The following is a 13,998-nucleotide window of genomic DNA, read 5'->3' on the forward strand; positions in this document are numbered from 1 at the left end:
CGCGGGATCGATCTTCTTCGGCATACAGCCATCCTCCTCGACTCAAAAGGAGGCGGCGGGAAACCTGGGGCGGTTCAAGCTGACCAAGATCTCTGATGTGTACGGGTCTGCTTGGCTCACGGCTGGGGCAGGATCGGTCTTGATGCTAGAGGGCGACCCAGGAACGACCGGCGCTGAGATTCATCACGCCAAGCAGCCCGCCGAGGCTGTGGGGCCGCTGGTGATGCGCCACGACCACGCGACCGGCACGACCGACCCGGTGGACCCGCGAAAAGCGTTGATGGCGCACCTGCGCGGTATGGCGGCTGAGGGGGTCACGAAGAAGTCGGCGGCTGAGGCGATGTTCGGCACCGCCACGGACGCAACCCGCAAGCGCGCCGAGCGTGACTTGATGGGGCTGGTCGCTCAGGGCGGGGTTACTAAGGTCGGCGGAACCTCAGGCGGAAAGGGCGGTGGGACCGAGACTCGCTGGGTCCTCTCCACGGTCAAGTTCAAGGTGACCGCAACTGATGGTGAACCGAATCGCAAGCCTGATGAGCCCAAGAAGAAGCCGCGCACGGCGCAGAAGCAGGCCGCGAAACCCTCCGCCGGGGCGTCGGACGAGTCCGCCGAAAGCGTCGGACGGGCGTCGGACGCGGAGGAGGGGGAGAGCGGTGAAAAACGGTAAAAGCCGAGGTAGAAGGCGTCGGACGCGCGTCCGACGGTCGAGCGTCGGACGAACCGTCGGACGAGCGTCGGACGAAGCCGCCCCGGAGAATGTTTTCGCAGGTAGGAGGCGTCGGACGCGGGTAACGGTCCTCGTCCTACGCCCCCGTTACCCGGACCGTCTCCCCCGTAGGGGGGACGGCCGGAACGAGGAACGACGGGAAGAAAAAAAGAAAGAAATCAGAATGCGTCTGTGGTGGGCGAGTGGACAAGTACTCGGGAGGTTTCCTGGCGCGGTGAGGTCGTGGAGTCCGCCCGCAACGAACTTACTAGGAAGTCATAGTAATACTCAGTGGTCTGAGGGGGCCTGGTTCGGCGCGAGGCATGGCGGAGTTGCTTTGCGGACCGGCTGGCCGGGTGTGAAGCATGGCGATCTGGTCGGCGGACTCGGAGTCCTCGGAGAAGCGGTGGGGATGGGGCTGTGCTCACGTCGAGCAGCCCCCGGCGGTTCAGGGCGGTCTCGCGGTCCGGAACCCCGACCCCTCCTCGTCTCGGCGGCTCCGGGGGCCGATTGTCACCGTCTAATCCTGTTGAGGGCGCGACGAAAGGCCGAACGCGGAGCCTCGGAGGGGTAGCGATCCCTCAACGCCGGAGAATGGCGATGGCCGTTCAGCACCTCGGAACTGTGCGGCGCGAGCGGAAGAGGTCGGCGGTAGTGAGGTCGGCGTTTGTGCAGTTCAAGCTAGTGTCCAACCGAGTTCACGCTGTCGACTTCGGTTCCTTGACAGGCGTAGAGTTCGGCGTAAGGCGTAGACGACCGTATCCGCCGAGCTGACGGTTCCAGCTCGCCCACGAGCAACCCGCCCCAGGGCACGAGAAAAGCAAGCAACTTCAGAAATTGGACAAGTCTGTCCCGAGCACGAGAGGAGCGACAATGAGTCGCCCACCGAAGACCACGCCTCAGCACTCCGAGGGCGATGCCCCGGCTCGACAGGGGACCGCCCTCACCAAGCCTGAGGACGTAATGACGGAACCCACCACCACTTCGGCGGTGGTGCGACCGCTGTACCTCGGGTACGTCCGGGTCTCGACCGCCGAGCAGGCCGACTCTGGCCTTGGGCTGGAAGCGCAGAGCGCAGCGTTATTCACCGAAGCCAACCGGCGCGGGTGGGACATTGAGGTGCTGGCGGACAGGGGAGCGTCCGGGAAGCTGATCAACCCCGGCTTACGGAAGGCTCTCGACCTCCTGGCCGCCGGTCGGGCGGACGGGCTGTTGGTGTCGAAGATGGACCGGCTCGCTCGCTCGTCTCGCCACGCCGCCGAGATCATGGACCTTGCTCAGGACCAGGGCTGGAACCTCGTGCTGATGGATATGGGGATCGACCTCTCCACCCCGCCGGGTCGAGCGATGGCGTCGATGCTCGCGACGTTCGCTCAGTTTGAGCGTGAGCTGATCTCGGCGCGGACGCGGGACGCTCTCGCTGCTCGCAAAGCCTCAGGGAAGCGGTTGGGCCGACCGTCGAGCATCCCCGCCGCGATCCTCAACCGCATCGTCTCGGAGCGCGAGGCAGGCAACTCGTTCCCGATGATCGCTGCCGGGTTGAGCGCGGATGGCGTGGTCTCGCCGACGGGGCTGAGGACGTGGAACGAATCAACGGTGCGGCGGGCGTACCGATCCGCCACCGAGCACGCCGCAGAGTGCGGACCCAGGTCGAGCGAGAGGCGGTGGCCTGAGATGGCGCACATCCGGCGGAACACTCTCTCGACTTCGACCAAGGGCCGACCCAGCTACAGCTACACGGTCGTGTGGACTGAGACGCTGCGCGACAAGTTCGGTCGCCCGATCCCGATCAACCCCACGCGCCCCGAAGGTCGCCACAAGACCAAGGACCACCAGGAGACCTACCGCACCCGCGAGGGAGCGCAGGAGCGGGTGGACGAGCTGAACGCAGCGCGGAACCGGCCCACGGGCACGTCGGCGTCTGAGGTGCGGAGGTTGGGGGATCGGACGCTGGGGGAATACGCGGAGGACTGGCTGGACTCGATGGAGGTACGGGTCGCCGCCGGCAAGCTCAAAGCCGACACCCTCGCGGATTACCGGCGGCTGCTCTCGACTTACGTGCTCAGCGCACCAGCACCACGCGGGACCGGGGGAACCGGTAGCCAGTCGCGCAGCGGGACACGCTCGGAGACCTCGCGGGCCACGTCCCGACGGTCCACGCTCGGGGCAACCCCAGTCGCGCAGGTCACCCCGCGCATGTGCGAGTCGCTACTACGGGACCTCGTGGGGCGGGAGCTCAGCCCGAAGACGGTGAAGCACGCGTGGGCGCAGCTGAACCGGGTGTTGAAGTACGCGATGCGCCACGATGCGATCCCGTCTAACCCGGCTGATCGGGTCGAGTTCGACGGGTCCGGCGTCGGGGACCGCGCAGCCTTCGAGCACCACCCCCTCACCGCCGCACAGGTCGCCTCCGTCGCGGCGGTCGTCGGGGAGCGGTACCCGGTGTACGAGCTGATGACGTTGTTCCTCGCGTATACGGGCCTGCGGTCGGCGGAGTTGAGCGGGCTGGAGGTGAGGGACTTGGAGCTGGCGACGCGCCCCACCCACGCGGGAACGCCCACCTACACCGGCACCGTCCACGTCCGCCGCACCAAGGCGCGGAAGGGCGGGGAGTGGCGCACGAGTACCCCGAAGTCGAAGCGGTCCCGGCGTTCGGTGCCGCTACCGCCGTGGCTCGCGGAGAGGATGGCGGGGTTCCTCGCTGAACACCCCTACGGGCCGACGCTCCCGGACGGCTCGCCCAACCCGGACCACCGCCCCGAGGCCTCGCTGTGGCCGTCGCGGGTTGTCGGCGGGAACCGGATTCCGGGCCAGCTCGCCGTGGTGCCGCTGACGTACGAGGTGCCTGTGTCGGGCGGGACGTTCTACGAGACCGTGCTCCAGCCAGCGTTGGCGGAAGTGGGGTTGCCGGTGAGTCGTCCGGCTCGCCCCGCCACTCCGGCGGACCCCGCCACGGGCACCCCGGCACAGCCCGCACGCCCAGCCACACGGGGAGTCCGGCTCCACGACCTCCGCCACACGTTCGCAACGATGCAGCTGATGGCCGGGGTCCACTACCTCCAGGTCTCCCGCTGGCTCGGGCACGCCACCTTCACTCTCACCCTCGACACCTACGGTGACTGGATTCCGGAGGCTGAGGGCGGCGTGGGGAACGCGCTCCCGGACCCCACGGCGGTCGCTATGCCTGTGGCTCAGGCGACAGCTCCGCAGGAGGAGACGCTGGCTCAGGTTGTGCCTCTGTTCGGTTAGAACTGGCTGAAGGGCGCAGTTTCCATCCGCGGTTCTGTTTGAGAATTTCGGTTCGCGCTACCTTGTACATTTCGGTCGACTTGTCCCTCGCCTCTTTTTCAAGCTCCATGATGTCCCCAAGTCGAGATTCGATTTGTGTCATGCCGGTGGCGTATTCATCCTTTGTTATATGGACCAAGTTACCGTCTTCGTCAGTTTGTGTTGAGCGAGAGTGGAACTCAGCCATTTCTTGTAGGTAGTAGGCCACAGCCTTGAAGCGCTCCGCTGAGGTGCTCTTAAAGGAAATAGAATGGTCCACTACTTCTTGACTCGCGTGTAGGCGTAACTCTTCCACTGCGCCGATCGTGGAGGTCAAGTGTCCAATGACTTCGTCGGGTGGTTTGATGATGTCTGGGATCGATCCAGCAGCTTTTGCGGTTTCCACAGTGTGAACGGCTTCAGTGAGCCAAAGGGTCATCTGCATCTGCTCTTCGACGCTTCGACTTAGTAACTTGACTGTGGATTTAAGTAATTGTTCTCTTCGCCAATTTCTTAATTCTCTATTTCGGGCAGAGTGAATCGACCACCAGACGCCGATTAGGGCCACCGCGCCGGTAATGATTGCCGCGAAGAGTGGGAGCCAGTCTTTGATCGCCATGTCTAGATCGTCCCATGCGGCTACGACAGTCCAGCGCCAGCGCTTTAACTCGGTGCTTCGCGCCACATCGCGTGACGCGGTCAGCCTGGTGCACTATGCGGAGCGAGGTCGGGGACCTCGCTCCCGGACTCCAGGGCTGTCGGGATCAAATCAATGAAGGTTGCCTAGAGCTTCGCCTTTGGCTTTGCGTATCAGGCGATTGATGTTGGTCAACAAAAGGGCTGCTTGCAAGCTGTATTCGTCCGCCATAGAGCTACTAATATGATCGGTCTTTTTGTGGACGGCGATGTTGCGAAGAGTTTGCATGTTTTGGAGTCTGTTGAGGTCCTTTTCTGAGAGTGCTCCAGAAAAAGCCACTTCCCGAACGGAGTAATTCGGGTTGTGTGTGGATCCCTTTGGTAATTTAAGGGCGTGTCCGAGGTCATTGATTGCCCTTTCTACCTCTAGCCAGGTGGTAATAATCGAACCGACTGGCGAAACCGGCGATGCTTCCAGGGCTCCCATGATCGCTAGGCGTTGGTCACTAGCTAGATCGAGTGCAAGATTTTTGAACTCTACCTTGGCGTCTGTGTCGTGATCCCTATGGAATGGGGAGTCGAATCCTTTTGTGGGTTGCTTTTGGCTGTCTTTCGCCTCGGATTCCTGTGTTGGTGAAGGCGATAGCTTGCAGTCACTTTCATCTGAGTCGTTAATTGACGCGTTCTCTACAGTGGCAATGATTTCGTCGCGTTTGATCTCGTTAAACGCAGCCTCGAAACTCCCAGCTTTTAGGGTGCTGAGGTCGTTGACTCGATCAACTAACTTCTCAAGGGCTGCAGATATCTTCGTACGGAATATGATGATTGTGACAATAATTATCACCGGCCATGTGACTGAGGCGATTACCGAGGCCGTGAATTCGAGTCCACTCATTCGGCCATCATCCCACGAGGCTCTGACAACGATGCTCGTCCCACCGGGCGGCACGCCCCAGTCACGGGGTTTTCACGGGGTTTCTCGTGGCCCTGCCCAGCACACTCCGCGGGGTCGGAGCGTCCGCGCAGGTAGGACGGTGTGAGTTGTGGTGCCCCCGGTCGGACTCGAACCGACACTGGACGGGTTTTGAATCCGTTGCCTCTGCCAATTGGGCTACGGGGGCGGGCGCGGCGAGCCGCTGGTCGGAAAGTCTAACCGACGACCGTCGAGCGTCTGTCCGACGCCCGCCCTAGAGTGGCGGTGTGAGCACCACGAGTCAGACCGTCGAAGCCAGTACCCCGTCCACCGCCGTCGTCGAGGACGGGCCCGCGCGTCTGCTCCTCCTGGACGGGCACTCACTGGCGTTCCGGGCGTTCTACGCGCTGCCGGCGGAGAATTTCTCCACCGCATCGGGGCAGCACACCAACGCCGTCTACGGCTTCTTGTCCATGGTGGCGAATCTCGTGACGGAGGAGGAGCCGACGCACCTCGCGGTGGCGTTCGACGTCTCCCGTGCGACGCTGCACCGCACGGCCGAGTACCCGGAGTACAAGTCGACCCGGTCCGCTGCCCCCGAGGAGTTCAAGGGACAGGTCGAGCTCATCCAGGAGGCGCTCGTCGCGCTCGGGGTGCGGACCCTGACGCTCGAGGGCCACGAGGCGGACGACATCATCGCCACCCTCGCCACCCAGACCGTCGCGGCGGCCCCGGGCTCGAGCACGTTCATCTGCACCGGCGACCGGGACGCTCTCCAGCTCGTCACGGACGCGGTGACGGTCCTGTATCCGGTAAAGGGGGTCTCGGAGCTCGCCCGGTACACACCGGAGGCCGTCGAGGCGAAGTACGGCGTGACCCCCGGCCAGTACCCGGACGTCGCCGCGCTGCGTGGCGACACCTCCGACAACCTGCCCGGCGTGCCCAAGGTCGGGGACAAGACGGCGGCCAAGTGGATCACCCAGTACGGATCACTGTCCGAGCTCATCGCCCACGCCGACGAGGTCAAGGGCAAGGTCGGCGAGAGCTTCCGCGAGCACTTGCCGCAGGTGCAGCTCAATCGCCGCATCACCGAACTGACCCGCGACCTGGACCTCGGTGTCGGGCTTCCGGATCTGGTCCGCCACGCCCCGGAGCGGGCAGACGTCAACGCGCTGTTCGACCGCCTGGAGTTCGGGCCGCAGGCCCGCGACCGCTTCCTCAAGGCGTTCCTGCCGGAGGGGGCACCCGAGCCGGTCGCCGAGGTCGCACTCGAGCAGGCCTCGGTCCTGCACGCCGGTGAGGTCTCCGACTGGCTGGCCGCGCACGCGCCGGCCGGGCAGCGGCATGGTGTCGTCGTCGTCGGACCGTCCAAGCCCGGCGCGGGCGACGCGCAGACCATCACCATCGCCGCCGCGGGCGGCGCCTCCGGCCACCTCGACCTCGCGGCGATCGGCCCCGCCGACGAGCAGGCTCTACAGGCGTGGCTCTCGGACGAGGCGGTGGCCAAGGCCCTCCACGACGCCAAGGCCGCCACCCACGCTCTCGCCGGGCGCGGCCTCGCCCTGGGCGGGGTCACGATGGACGTGGCACTCGCCGCCTACCTGGTGCGCCCCGGCCAGCGCAGCTACGGGCTGGCCGAGTTGTACCAGCGCCACCTTCAGCGGGAGCTGCCTGAGGTCGAGGCGGGGGAGAAGCAACTGTCGCTGCTCGACGAGGAGGACGACGCCGAGGTCGAGCAGAAGAACGCCGACGCGGCGGCGACCCGCGCCCGCGCAGTAATCGATCTGGCGGACCGTCTCGATGTGGAGCTCGAGCAGGTGCACGGCGCCCGGCTGCTCGCCGAGATGGAACTTCCGCTGGTACCGGTGCTGGCGCGGATGGAGTCGCTCGGGATCGCGGTGGACGGTGCCGCGCTGGACGAGCTCCGCGACGGGTTCGCCGACCGTGGCCGGCAGGCGCAGGAGGCGGCGTACGCGGCCATCGGCGGTGAGCAGATCAACCTCGGCTCGCCCAAGCAGCTGCAGGTCGTGCTGTTCGAGACACTCGGCATGCCCAAGACCAAGAAGACCAAGACCGGCTACACCACCGACGCCAAGGCGCTTGAGGAGCTGCTGGCGAAGGAGACCGGCGAGACCCCCGGCCGGGCGTTCCTCGAGGCGCTGCTGCTCTACCGCGAGACCACCAAGATGCGCACCACCGTCGAGGGGCTCATCAAGACCATCGGCGACGACCGGCGCATCCACACCACCTTCAACCAGACCGTCGCCGCCACCGGGCGGCTGTCCTCGACGGACCCCAACCTGCAGAACATCCCCGTCCGTACCGAGGACGGGCGCCGCATCCGACAGTCGTTCGTCGTGGGAAAGGGATACGACTGCCTGCTCACCGCGGATTACAGCCAGATCGAGATGCGCGTGATGGCACACCTGTCCGGTGACGAGGGGTTGATCGAGGCGTTCCGGACCGGCGAGGACCTCCACTCGTTCGTCGGATCCCGCGCGTTCGGCGTTCCGATCGACGAGGTGACGCCGGAGCTCCGGCGCCGGGTCAAGGCCATGAGCTACGGACTGGCCTACGGCCTCAGCGCGTTCGGTCTGGCCGCGCAGCTCGGGATCAGCCAGGGGGACGCGCGGGAGCAGATGGACGCCTACTTCGCACGGTTCGGCGGGGTCCGCGACTACCTGAAGGCCGTTGTCGAGCAGGCGCGGCGGGACGGCTACACCGAGACCCTGTTCGGTCGCCGCCGGTACCTGCCCGAGCTCAACTCGGACAACCGGCTCAAGCGGGAGAACGCCGAGCGGGCCGCACTCAATGCACCGATCCAGGGCACCGCCGCCGACATCATCAAGGCCGCCATGCTCCGGGTCGATGCCGATCTGACCGAGCGCGGGCTGAAGAGCCGGCTCCTGCTGCAGGTACACGACGAGCTCGTGGTGGAGGTCGCCGAGGGTGAGCTCGACGAGGTGCGAGACCTGGTGGTGGATCGCATGTACTCGGCCATCGAGCTGGACGTGCCGCTCGACGTGTCCACCGGCACAGGGCCCGACTGGGACGAGGCCGCGCACTGAACCCCGGACGGGTTCCCGATCCGTCCACGTTCAGATCCCGTACCGACCCCGATCCGATACGGCCGATTCATTTTGTGCCGATCCCCGGATGCCCTAGGTTCATTGCAGATTCGGCTAAACAACGCCTGAAAGGCCTGTCATGACCTTCACTTCACGGCGCGGGATGCGTGCCGCGCTGGCCATGTCCGCCACCGCGGCCCTCGTGCTCACCGGTTGCACCACCAACACCGAGGGGCCGGAAGACTCCGGTGAGCCACGTGAGGAGGTGGCCGTGGAGGTGAACGACGAGATCGCCGCGCTCGTCCCGGCGGACCTGCGCGAGCGGGGGGTCATCGTGATCGGCACCAACACCCCGTACGCGCCCAACGAGTTCAAGGACGAGAACGGCGAGATCGTCGGCTTCGACATCGACGTGATGGATGCCGTCGCCGCGGTCATGGGCCTGGAAGCGGATTTCCGCGAGTCGGATTTCGAGAAGATCATCCCCGCCATCGAGGGCGGCACCATGGACATGGGCGCCTCCTCGTTCACGGTCAACGCCGAGCGGCTCGAGACCGTCGACTTCGTGACCTACTTCGAGGCCGGGATCCAGTGGGCCGCCGCCGCGGGCACCGACGTGAATCCGGATGACGCGTGCGGGCTGCGGGTCGCCGTCCAGCGCACTACCGTCTCCGACCAGGAGGACGTGCCCGCACGCAGCGAAGCCTGTGTCGCCGCGGGCAAGCCCGCGATCACGAAGGTCCAGTTCGACACCCAGGACGAGGCCTCCACCGCCGTCGCGCTGGGCAAGGTCGACGCCATGTCGGCGGACTCGCCGATCTCGGCGTACGCGGTCAAGCAGTCCGGCGGAAAGATGCAGCTCGTCGGCGAGGTGTTCGACTCGGCGCCGTACGGCTGGCCCGTGCGTAAGGGCAACGAGCTGGCCGTGGCCCTGCAGGCGGCCGCGAACGAGCTCATCGAATCCGGTGACTTCGAGACCATCGCCGCCAACTGGGGCGTCGAGAACGGGCTGATCTCCCAGTCCGAGATCCGGGAGTGACCGCTCCGTGAGCAGCACGGAAACGGGCACCGGAACACACTCGGGGTCGGCGCCCACACCGATCAAGGCGGTGCCGCTGCGGCATCCCTGGCGATGGGTCTCCGCGGTCGTCGTCCTGGCCCTGGCGTTCCTGTTCATCTGGGGCGCCGCCACCAACCCCGCCTACGGGTGGGACACCTACGGTCGGTACCTGTTCGACACCCGGTTCGGTACCGCGGCGTTCTACACCATCGCGCTGACGCTGCTGTCGATGATCCTCGCGGTGGTCCTCGGCATCGTCCTGTCGGTGATGCGGATGAGCAGCAATCCGGTGCTCAAGTCGGTCGCCTGGGTCTACCTGTGGATCTTCCGTGGGACACCGGTCTACGTCCAGCTGCTGTTCTGGGGTCTGGTCTTCACTATCTACCGGCAGGTCCAGTTCGGGATCCCGTTCACCGACATCCAGTTCATCCGGTTCGACGACACGATGGTCCTCTACTCGGCCTTCTGGCTCGCCGTGATCGGTCTGGCGATGAATGAGGCCGCCTACATGGCGGAGATCGTCCGCGCCGGCATCTCGTCGGTTCCGGAAGGGCAGGCCGAGGCGTCCACGGCGCTGGGTATGTCCTGGGGTCAGACGATGCGTCGGACGATCCTCCCGCAGGCGATGCGGGTGATCATCCCGCCGACAGGCAACGAGTTCATCTCGATGCTCAAGACGACCTCGCTCGTGGTGGCGATCCCGTTCTCCGGGGAGTTGTACGGGCAGGCCCGCGACATCTCCGGGGTCAACTTTCAGCCCATCCCGTTGCTGCTCGTGGCGGCCACCTGGTACCTGGTGATCACCAGCGTCCTCATGGTGGGCCAGCACTACCTCGAGAAGCGGTTCTCCCGCGGTGCGACCCGGAAGCTGACCGGCAAGCAGTTGCGGGCGTTGGCCGATGCCGAGGGGCTGACCCCGTCGTCACTGGCCGCCAGCGGGGCCGCGGGTCCGACCGTCACCGATCAGCCCGGGGGGAACCGATGACGCCGATGGTCAAGGCCGACCAGGTAGTGAAGAACTTCGGGTCGCTGGAGGTTCTCAAGGGCATCGACCTCGAGGTGGGCGCCGGCGAGGTGCTGTGCCTCGTCGGTCCGTCCGGCTCGGGCAAGTCGACGTTCCTGCGGTGCATCAACCACCTGGAGAAGGTCGATGCGGGACGCCTGCACGTCGACGGCTCGCTGGTGGGATACCGGCAGAAGGGCGACAAGCTCTACGAGATCTCACCCAAGGAGGCCGCCCGGCAGCGCCGCGAGATCGGGATGGTGTTCCAGCACTTCAACCTCTTCCCGCATCGCACCGCACTCGAGAACATCATCGAGGCGCCGATGCTGGTGAAGGGCGAATCCCGCCCGACGGCCACCGAGCGGGCCCGGAGACTTCTGGAGACGGTCGGCCTCGCGGCCAAGGCCGACGCCTTCCCCGCTCAGCTCTCGGGCGGACAACAGCAGCGGGTGGCCATCGCACGAGCGCTGGCGATGGAGCCGAAGCTCATGCTGTTCGACGAGCCCACCTCGGCACTCGACCCGGAGTTGGTCGGCGAGGTGCTCGCCGTGATGCGGGATCTCGCCGAGGCCGGGATGACCATGGTCGTGGTGACCCACGAGATGGGCTTCGCCAGAGAGGTCGCCGACACCGTCGCGTTCATGGACAACGGGGTCGTGGTCGAGTCCGGCAAGCCCGCGGACGTGCTCGGAGCGCCCACCCAGCAGCGGACGAAGGACTTCCTGTCGAAGATCCTGTGACCGCCGATGCCGCCTGATCGCGTCCCCTCGAGTGCTCTCGCCCGCGAGGGGACGTGTGTATCAGGACGGCGGGTGGTCACCGAACGGGCGGCCTCGCGATGTCAGGGAAGCGTGGCCACGAAGATCGCGGTGCCGGGGAAGATCCCCCCGCGCAGAGGGCTCCACTGGCCCCACTCCCGGTCCAGCCACTCGGGCCACTCAGGCTCGATGAGATCCCGGACGTCGAAGCCGGCCGCGACCAGCTCCCGGATCCGATCGCCCACGGTCCGATGGTGTTCGACGTAGGTGAGCTCACCGTCGTCGTACTCCGTGTAGGGCGACCTGTCGAAGTACGGGAAGACGGCGACGAGCCCGTCGACGCCCGGGTCGTCGCGGAAGATCCACCGCATCGGATGGTTGACGGAGAACACGAAGCGCCCTCCCGGACGGAGCACCCTGGCGGCCTCGGCCATCACGCGGGCAGAATCCGCGACGAACGGGATCGCGCCGAAGGCGGAGAACGCCACATCGAAGCTGTCGTCGGCGAAGGGCAGCCGCCCGGCGTCGGCCTGGATCAGAGGAACCGATGCGGCCGGGCCGGTGGACCTGCTCGCGGCCTCCGCGCCCACGCGGAGCATGCCCGCGGAGAGGTCGACCGCCACGGCCCGGGCGCCGCGGCCGGCGATCCAGCGAGCGCAGGGCGCCGAACCGCTACCGATCTCGAGGACATCGCGGTCCTCGACCTCGCCCAGCAACCGCCAGTCGCCCTCGTGCAGGCCTTCCGGGCACCAGACGAACTCGCCGTCGGGGGAGTGGGCGCCGAGAAAGTCCCCGTGGGTGGCGTGATATTCAGTGGCCTCGGAATCCCACCACGTGCGGGAGGCGCGGACAGACTCTCCATGTCCAGGGGGGTTTGTGGACGTCACGCTGGAAGCGTACAGTTGACGGTCGCGTGCGTACACGCTCGCGTTTTTCCCGCCCACCTACGATTCCTATCCACCTCGGAGCACCCCACCATATGACCACCAACACCACGTCCCCGCAGGTAGCCGTCAACGACATCGGCTCCGCCGAGGACTTCCTCGCCGCCATCGACGCCACGATCAAGTACTTCAACGATGGTGACATCGTCGAGGGCACGATCGTCAAGGTTGACCGCGACGAGGTTCTGCTCGACATCGGCTACAAGACCGAGGGCGTCATCCCCTCGCGTGAGCTGTCCATCAAGCACGATGTCGACCCCGGTGAGGTCGTCGAGGTGGGCGATGAGGTCGAGGCTCTGGTCCTCACCAAGGAGGACAAGGACGGACGTCTGATCCTGTCCAAGAAGCGCGCCCAGTACGAGCGTGCCTGGGGCACCATCGAGGAGCTCAAGGAGAAGGACGAGGCCGTCAAGGGCACCGTCATCGAGGTCGTCAAGGGCGGCCTCATCCTCGATATCGGCCTCCGTGGCTTCCTCCCCGCCTCGCTGGTGGAGATGCGCCGCGTCCGCGACCTCCTGCCCTACGTGGGCAAGGAGCTCGAGGCGAAGATCATCGAGCTGGACAAGAACCGCAACAACGTCGTGCTCTCGCGCCGTGCATGGCTCGAGCAGACCCAGTCCGAGGTCCGCTCCGAGTTCCTGCACCAGCTGCAGAAGGGCCAGGTCCGCAAGGGCGTCGTGTCCTCGATCGTCAACTTCGGTGCGTTCGTGGACCTCGGCGGCGTCGACGGCCTCGTCCACGTCTCCGAGCTGTCCTGGAAGCACATCGATCACCCGTCCGAGGTCGTCGAGGTCGGTCAGGAGGTCACCGTCGAGGTTCTCGACGTCGACCTGGACCGCGAGCGCGTCTCCCTGTCGCTCAAGGCGACGCAGGAGGATCCGTGGCGGCACTTCGCCCGGACCCACGCGATCGGCCAGATCGTCCCGGGCAAGGTCACCAAGCTCGTTCCCTTCGGCGCGTTCGTGCGCGTCGAGGAGGGCATCGAGGGCCTGGTGCACATCTCCGAGCTGGCCGAGCGCCACGTGGAGGTCCCGGACCAGGTTGTGTCCGTGGGCGACGACGCCATGGTGAAGGTCATCGACATCGACCTCGATCGTCGTCGTATCTCGCTCTCGCTGAAGCAGGCGGACGAGGACTACACCGAGGAGTTCGACCCGTCGAAGTACGGCATGGCCGACAGCTACGACGAGGCCGGCAACTACATCTTCCCCGAGGGCTTCGATCCCGAGACCAACGAGTGGCTCGAGGGCTTCGAGAAGCAGCGTGAGGAGTGGGAGGCCCGCTACGCCGAGGCCGAGCGTCGTCACAAGATGCACACCGCCCAGATCGAGAAGGGACGCGCCGCCGCCGCGGAGGCCGCCGAGGCCGCGCCGACCAACTACTCGTCGGAGTCCGCTCCGGCCTCGCGTCCGGCCGCCGAGGCCAGCCAGGCCGAGTCGACCAGCGGTTCGCTGGCGTCGGACGAGCAGCTCGCCGCCCTGCGCGCGAAGCTGGCCGGCGGCGAGTGATCCTCGTTGCCCTGAGGCGCTAGCCGTCTCGTAGCACTCAGCACGGCCCCGGCCCGCTCCCGAAACAGGGGAGCGGCCGGGGCCGTCGCCAATTTGCCGACCGCCCGCGGGTTTGGTGAGCGTGGCAGAGCCGGA

The 13,998-nt window shown here is 66.2% G+C and carries 9 protein-coding genes, 1 tRNA gene and 2 pseudogenes; 8 read left to right on the forward strand and 4 right to left on the reverse strand.

The features are described 5' to 3' along the window. From K3888_RS16180 to K3888_RS17940, 3 genes and pseudogenes are all read left to right on the forward strand, one after another. Positions 1–667, forward strand: a pseudogene (locus K3888_RS16180) (hypothetical protein); the annotation flags it as partial. A 1,002-nt stretch (positions 668–1,669) separates the two neighbouring features. Then, positions 1,670–2,137 (forward strand): annotated as a pseudogene (locus tag K3888_RS18030) (recombinase family protein); the annotation flags it as partial. A 243-nt stretch (positions 2,138–2,380) separates the two neighbouring features. Next, positions 2,381–3,955, forward strand: coding sequence for a tyrosine-type recombinase/integrase (locus K3888_RS17940; RefSeq protein ID WP_504766135.1), 1,575 nt, complete (start codon positions 2,381–2,383; stop codon positions 3,953–3,955). Here the strand turns inward: K3888_RS17940 and K3888_RS16190 are convergent. The 3 genes from K3888_RS16190 to K3888_RS16200 all read right to left on the reverse strand — a co-directional run bounded on the left by K3888_RS16190 (position 3,885) and on the right by K3888_RS16200 (position 5,730). Further along, positions 3,885–4,592, reverse strand: a complete 708-nt coding sequence (locus tag K3888_RS16190; protein ID WP_230931317.1) for a hypothetical protein — start codon at positions 4,590–4,592, stop codon at positions 3,885–3,887. The two genes, K3888_RS17940 and K3888_RS16190, sit on opposite strands and share 71 nt — an antisense overlap. Before the next feature lie 150 nt (positions 4,593–4,742). After that, complete coding sequence (locus tag K3888_RS16195) at positions 4,743–5,504, reverse strand: hypothetical protein (RefSeq protein WP_230931318.1); 762 nt, start codon at positions 5,502–5,504, stop codon at positions 4,743–4,745. Between the two features lie 149 nt (positions 5,505–5,653). Then, positions 5,654–5,730, reverse strand: a tRNA-Leu gene (locus K3888_RS16200). Between the two features lie 79 nt (positions 5,731–5,809). On the opposite strand from K3888_RS16200, the gene polA reads away from it, so the two are divergent. The 4 genes from polA (at position 5,810) to K3888_RS16220 (ending at position 11,393) form a co-directional block, all read left to right on the forward strand. Continuing rightward, positions 5,810–8,590: a DNA polymerase I gene (gene polA, locus K3888_RS16205; protein ID WP_372459587.1), complete on the forward strand. Its 2,781-nt coding sequence runs from the start codon at positions 5,810–5,812 to the stop codon at positions 8,588–8,590. Between the two features lie 139 nt (positions 8,591–8,729). Beyond that, on the forward strand, positions 8,730–9,629 hold the full coding sequence (locus K3888_RS16210; RefSeq protein WP_230931319.1) for an ABC transporter substrate-binding protein: 900 nt from the start codon (positions 8,730–8,732) through the stop codon (positions 9,627–9,629). 7 nt (positions 9,630–9,636) lie between these two features. Further along, a complete protein-coding gene (locus K3888_RS16215; protein WP_230931320.1) occupies positions 9,637–10,635 on the forward strand; it encodes an amino acid ABC transporter permease in 999 nt (332 codons plus the stop codon). Next, positions 10,632–11,393, forward strand: coding sequence for an amino acid ABC transporter ATP-binding protein (locus K3888_RS16220; protein WP_308282011.1), 762 nt, complete (start codon positions 10,632–10,634; stop codon positions 11,391–11,393). The genes K3888_RS16215 and K3888_RS16220 overlap by 4 nt, the downstream gene beginning before the upstream one ends. A gap of 101 nt (positions 11,394–11,494) precedes the next feature. Here the strand turns inward: K3888_RS16220 and K3888_RS16225 are convergent, their stop codons facing one another. Then, positions 11,495–12,298: a class I SAM-dependent methyltransferase gene (locus tag K3888_RS16225; RefSeq protein ID WP_230931321.1), complete on the reverse strand. Its 804-nt coding sequence runs from the start codon at positions 12,296–12,298 to the stop codon at positions 11,495–11,497. A gap of 92 nt (positions 12,299–12,390) precedes the next feature. Here K3888_RS16225 and rpsA point away from each other — a divergent pair, with 92 nt between their 5' ends. After that, the gene (gene rpsA, locus K3888_RS16230; RefSeq protein ID WP_230931322.1) at positions 12,391–13,863 is read left to right on the forward strand and encodes a 30S ribosomal protein S1; all 1,473 of its coding nucleotides are present in this window, start codon (positions 12,391–12,393) and stop codon (positions 13,861–13,863) included. Positions 13,864–13,998: the final 135 nt, after the last annotated feature.

The sequence above is a fragment of the Dietzia aurantiaca genome (assembly GCF_021033825.1).
In the GTDB taxonomy this organism is placed as follows: domain Bacteria; phylum Actinomycetota; class Actinomycetes; order Mycobacteriales; family Mycobacteriaceae; genus Dietzia; species Dietzia aurantiaca.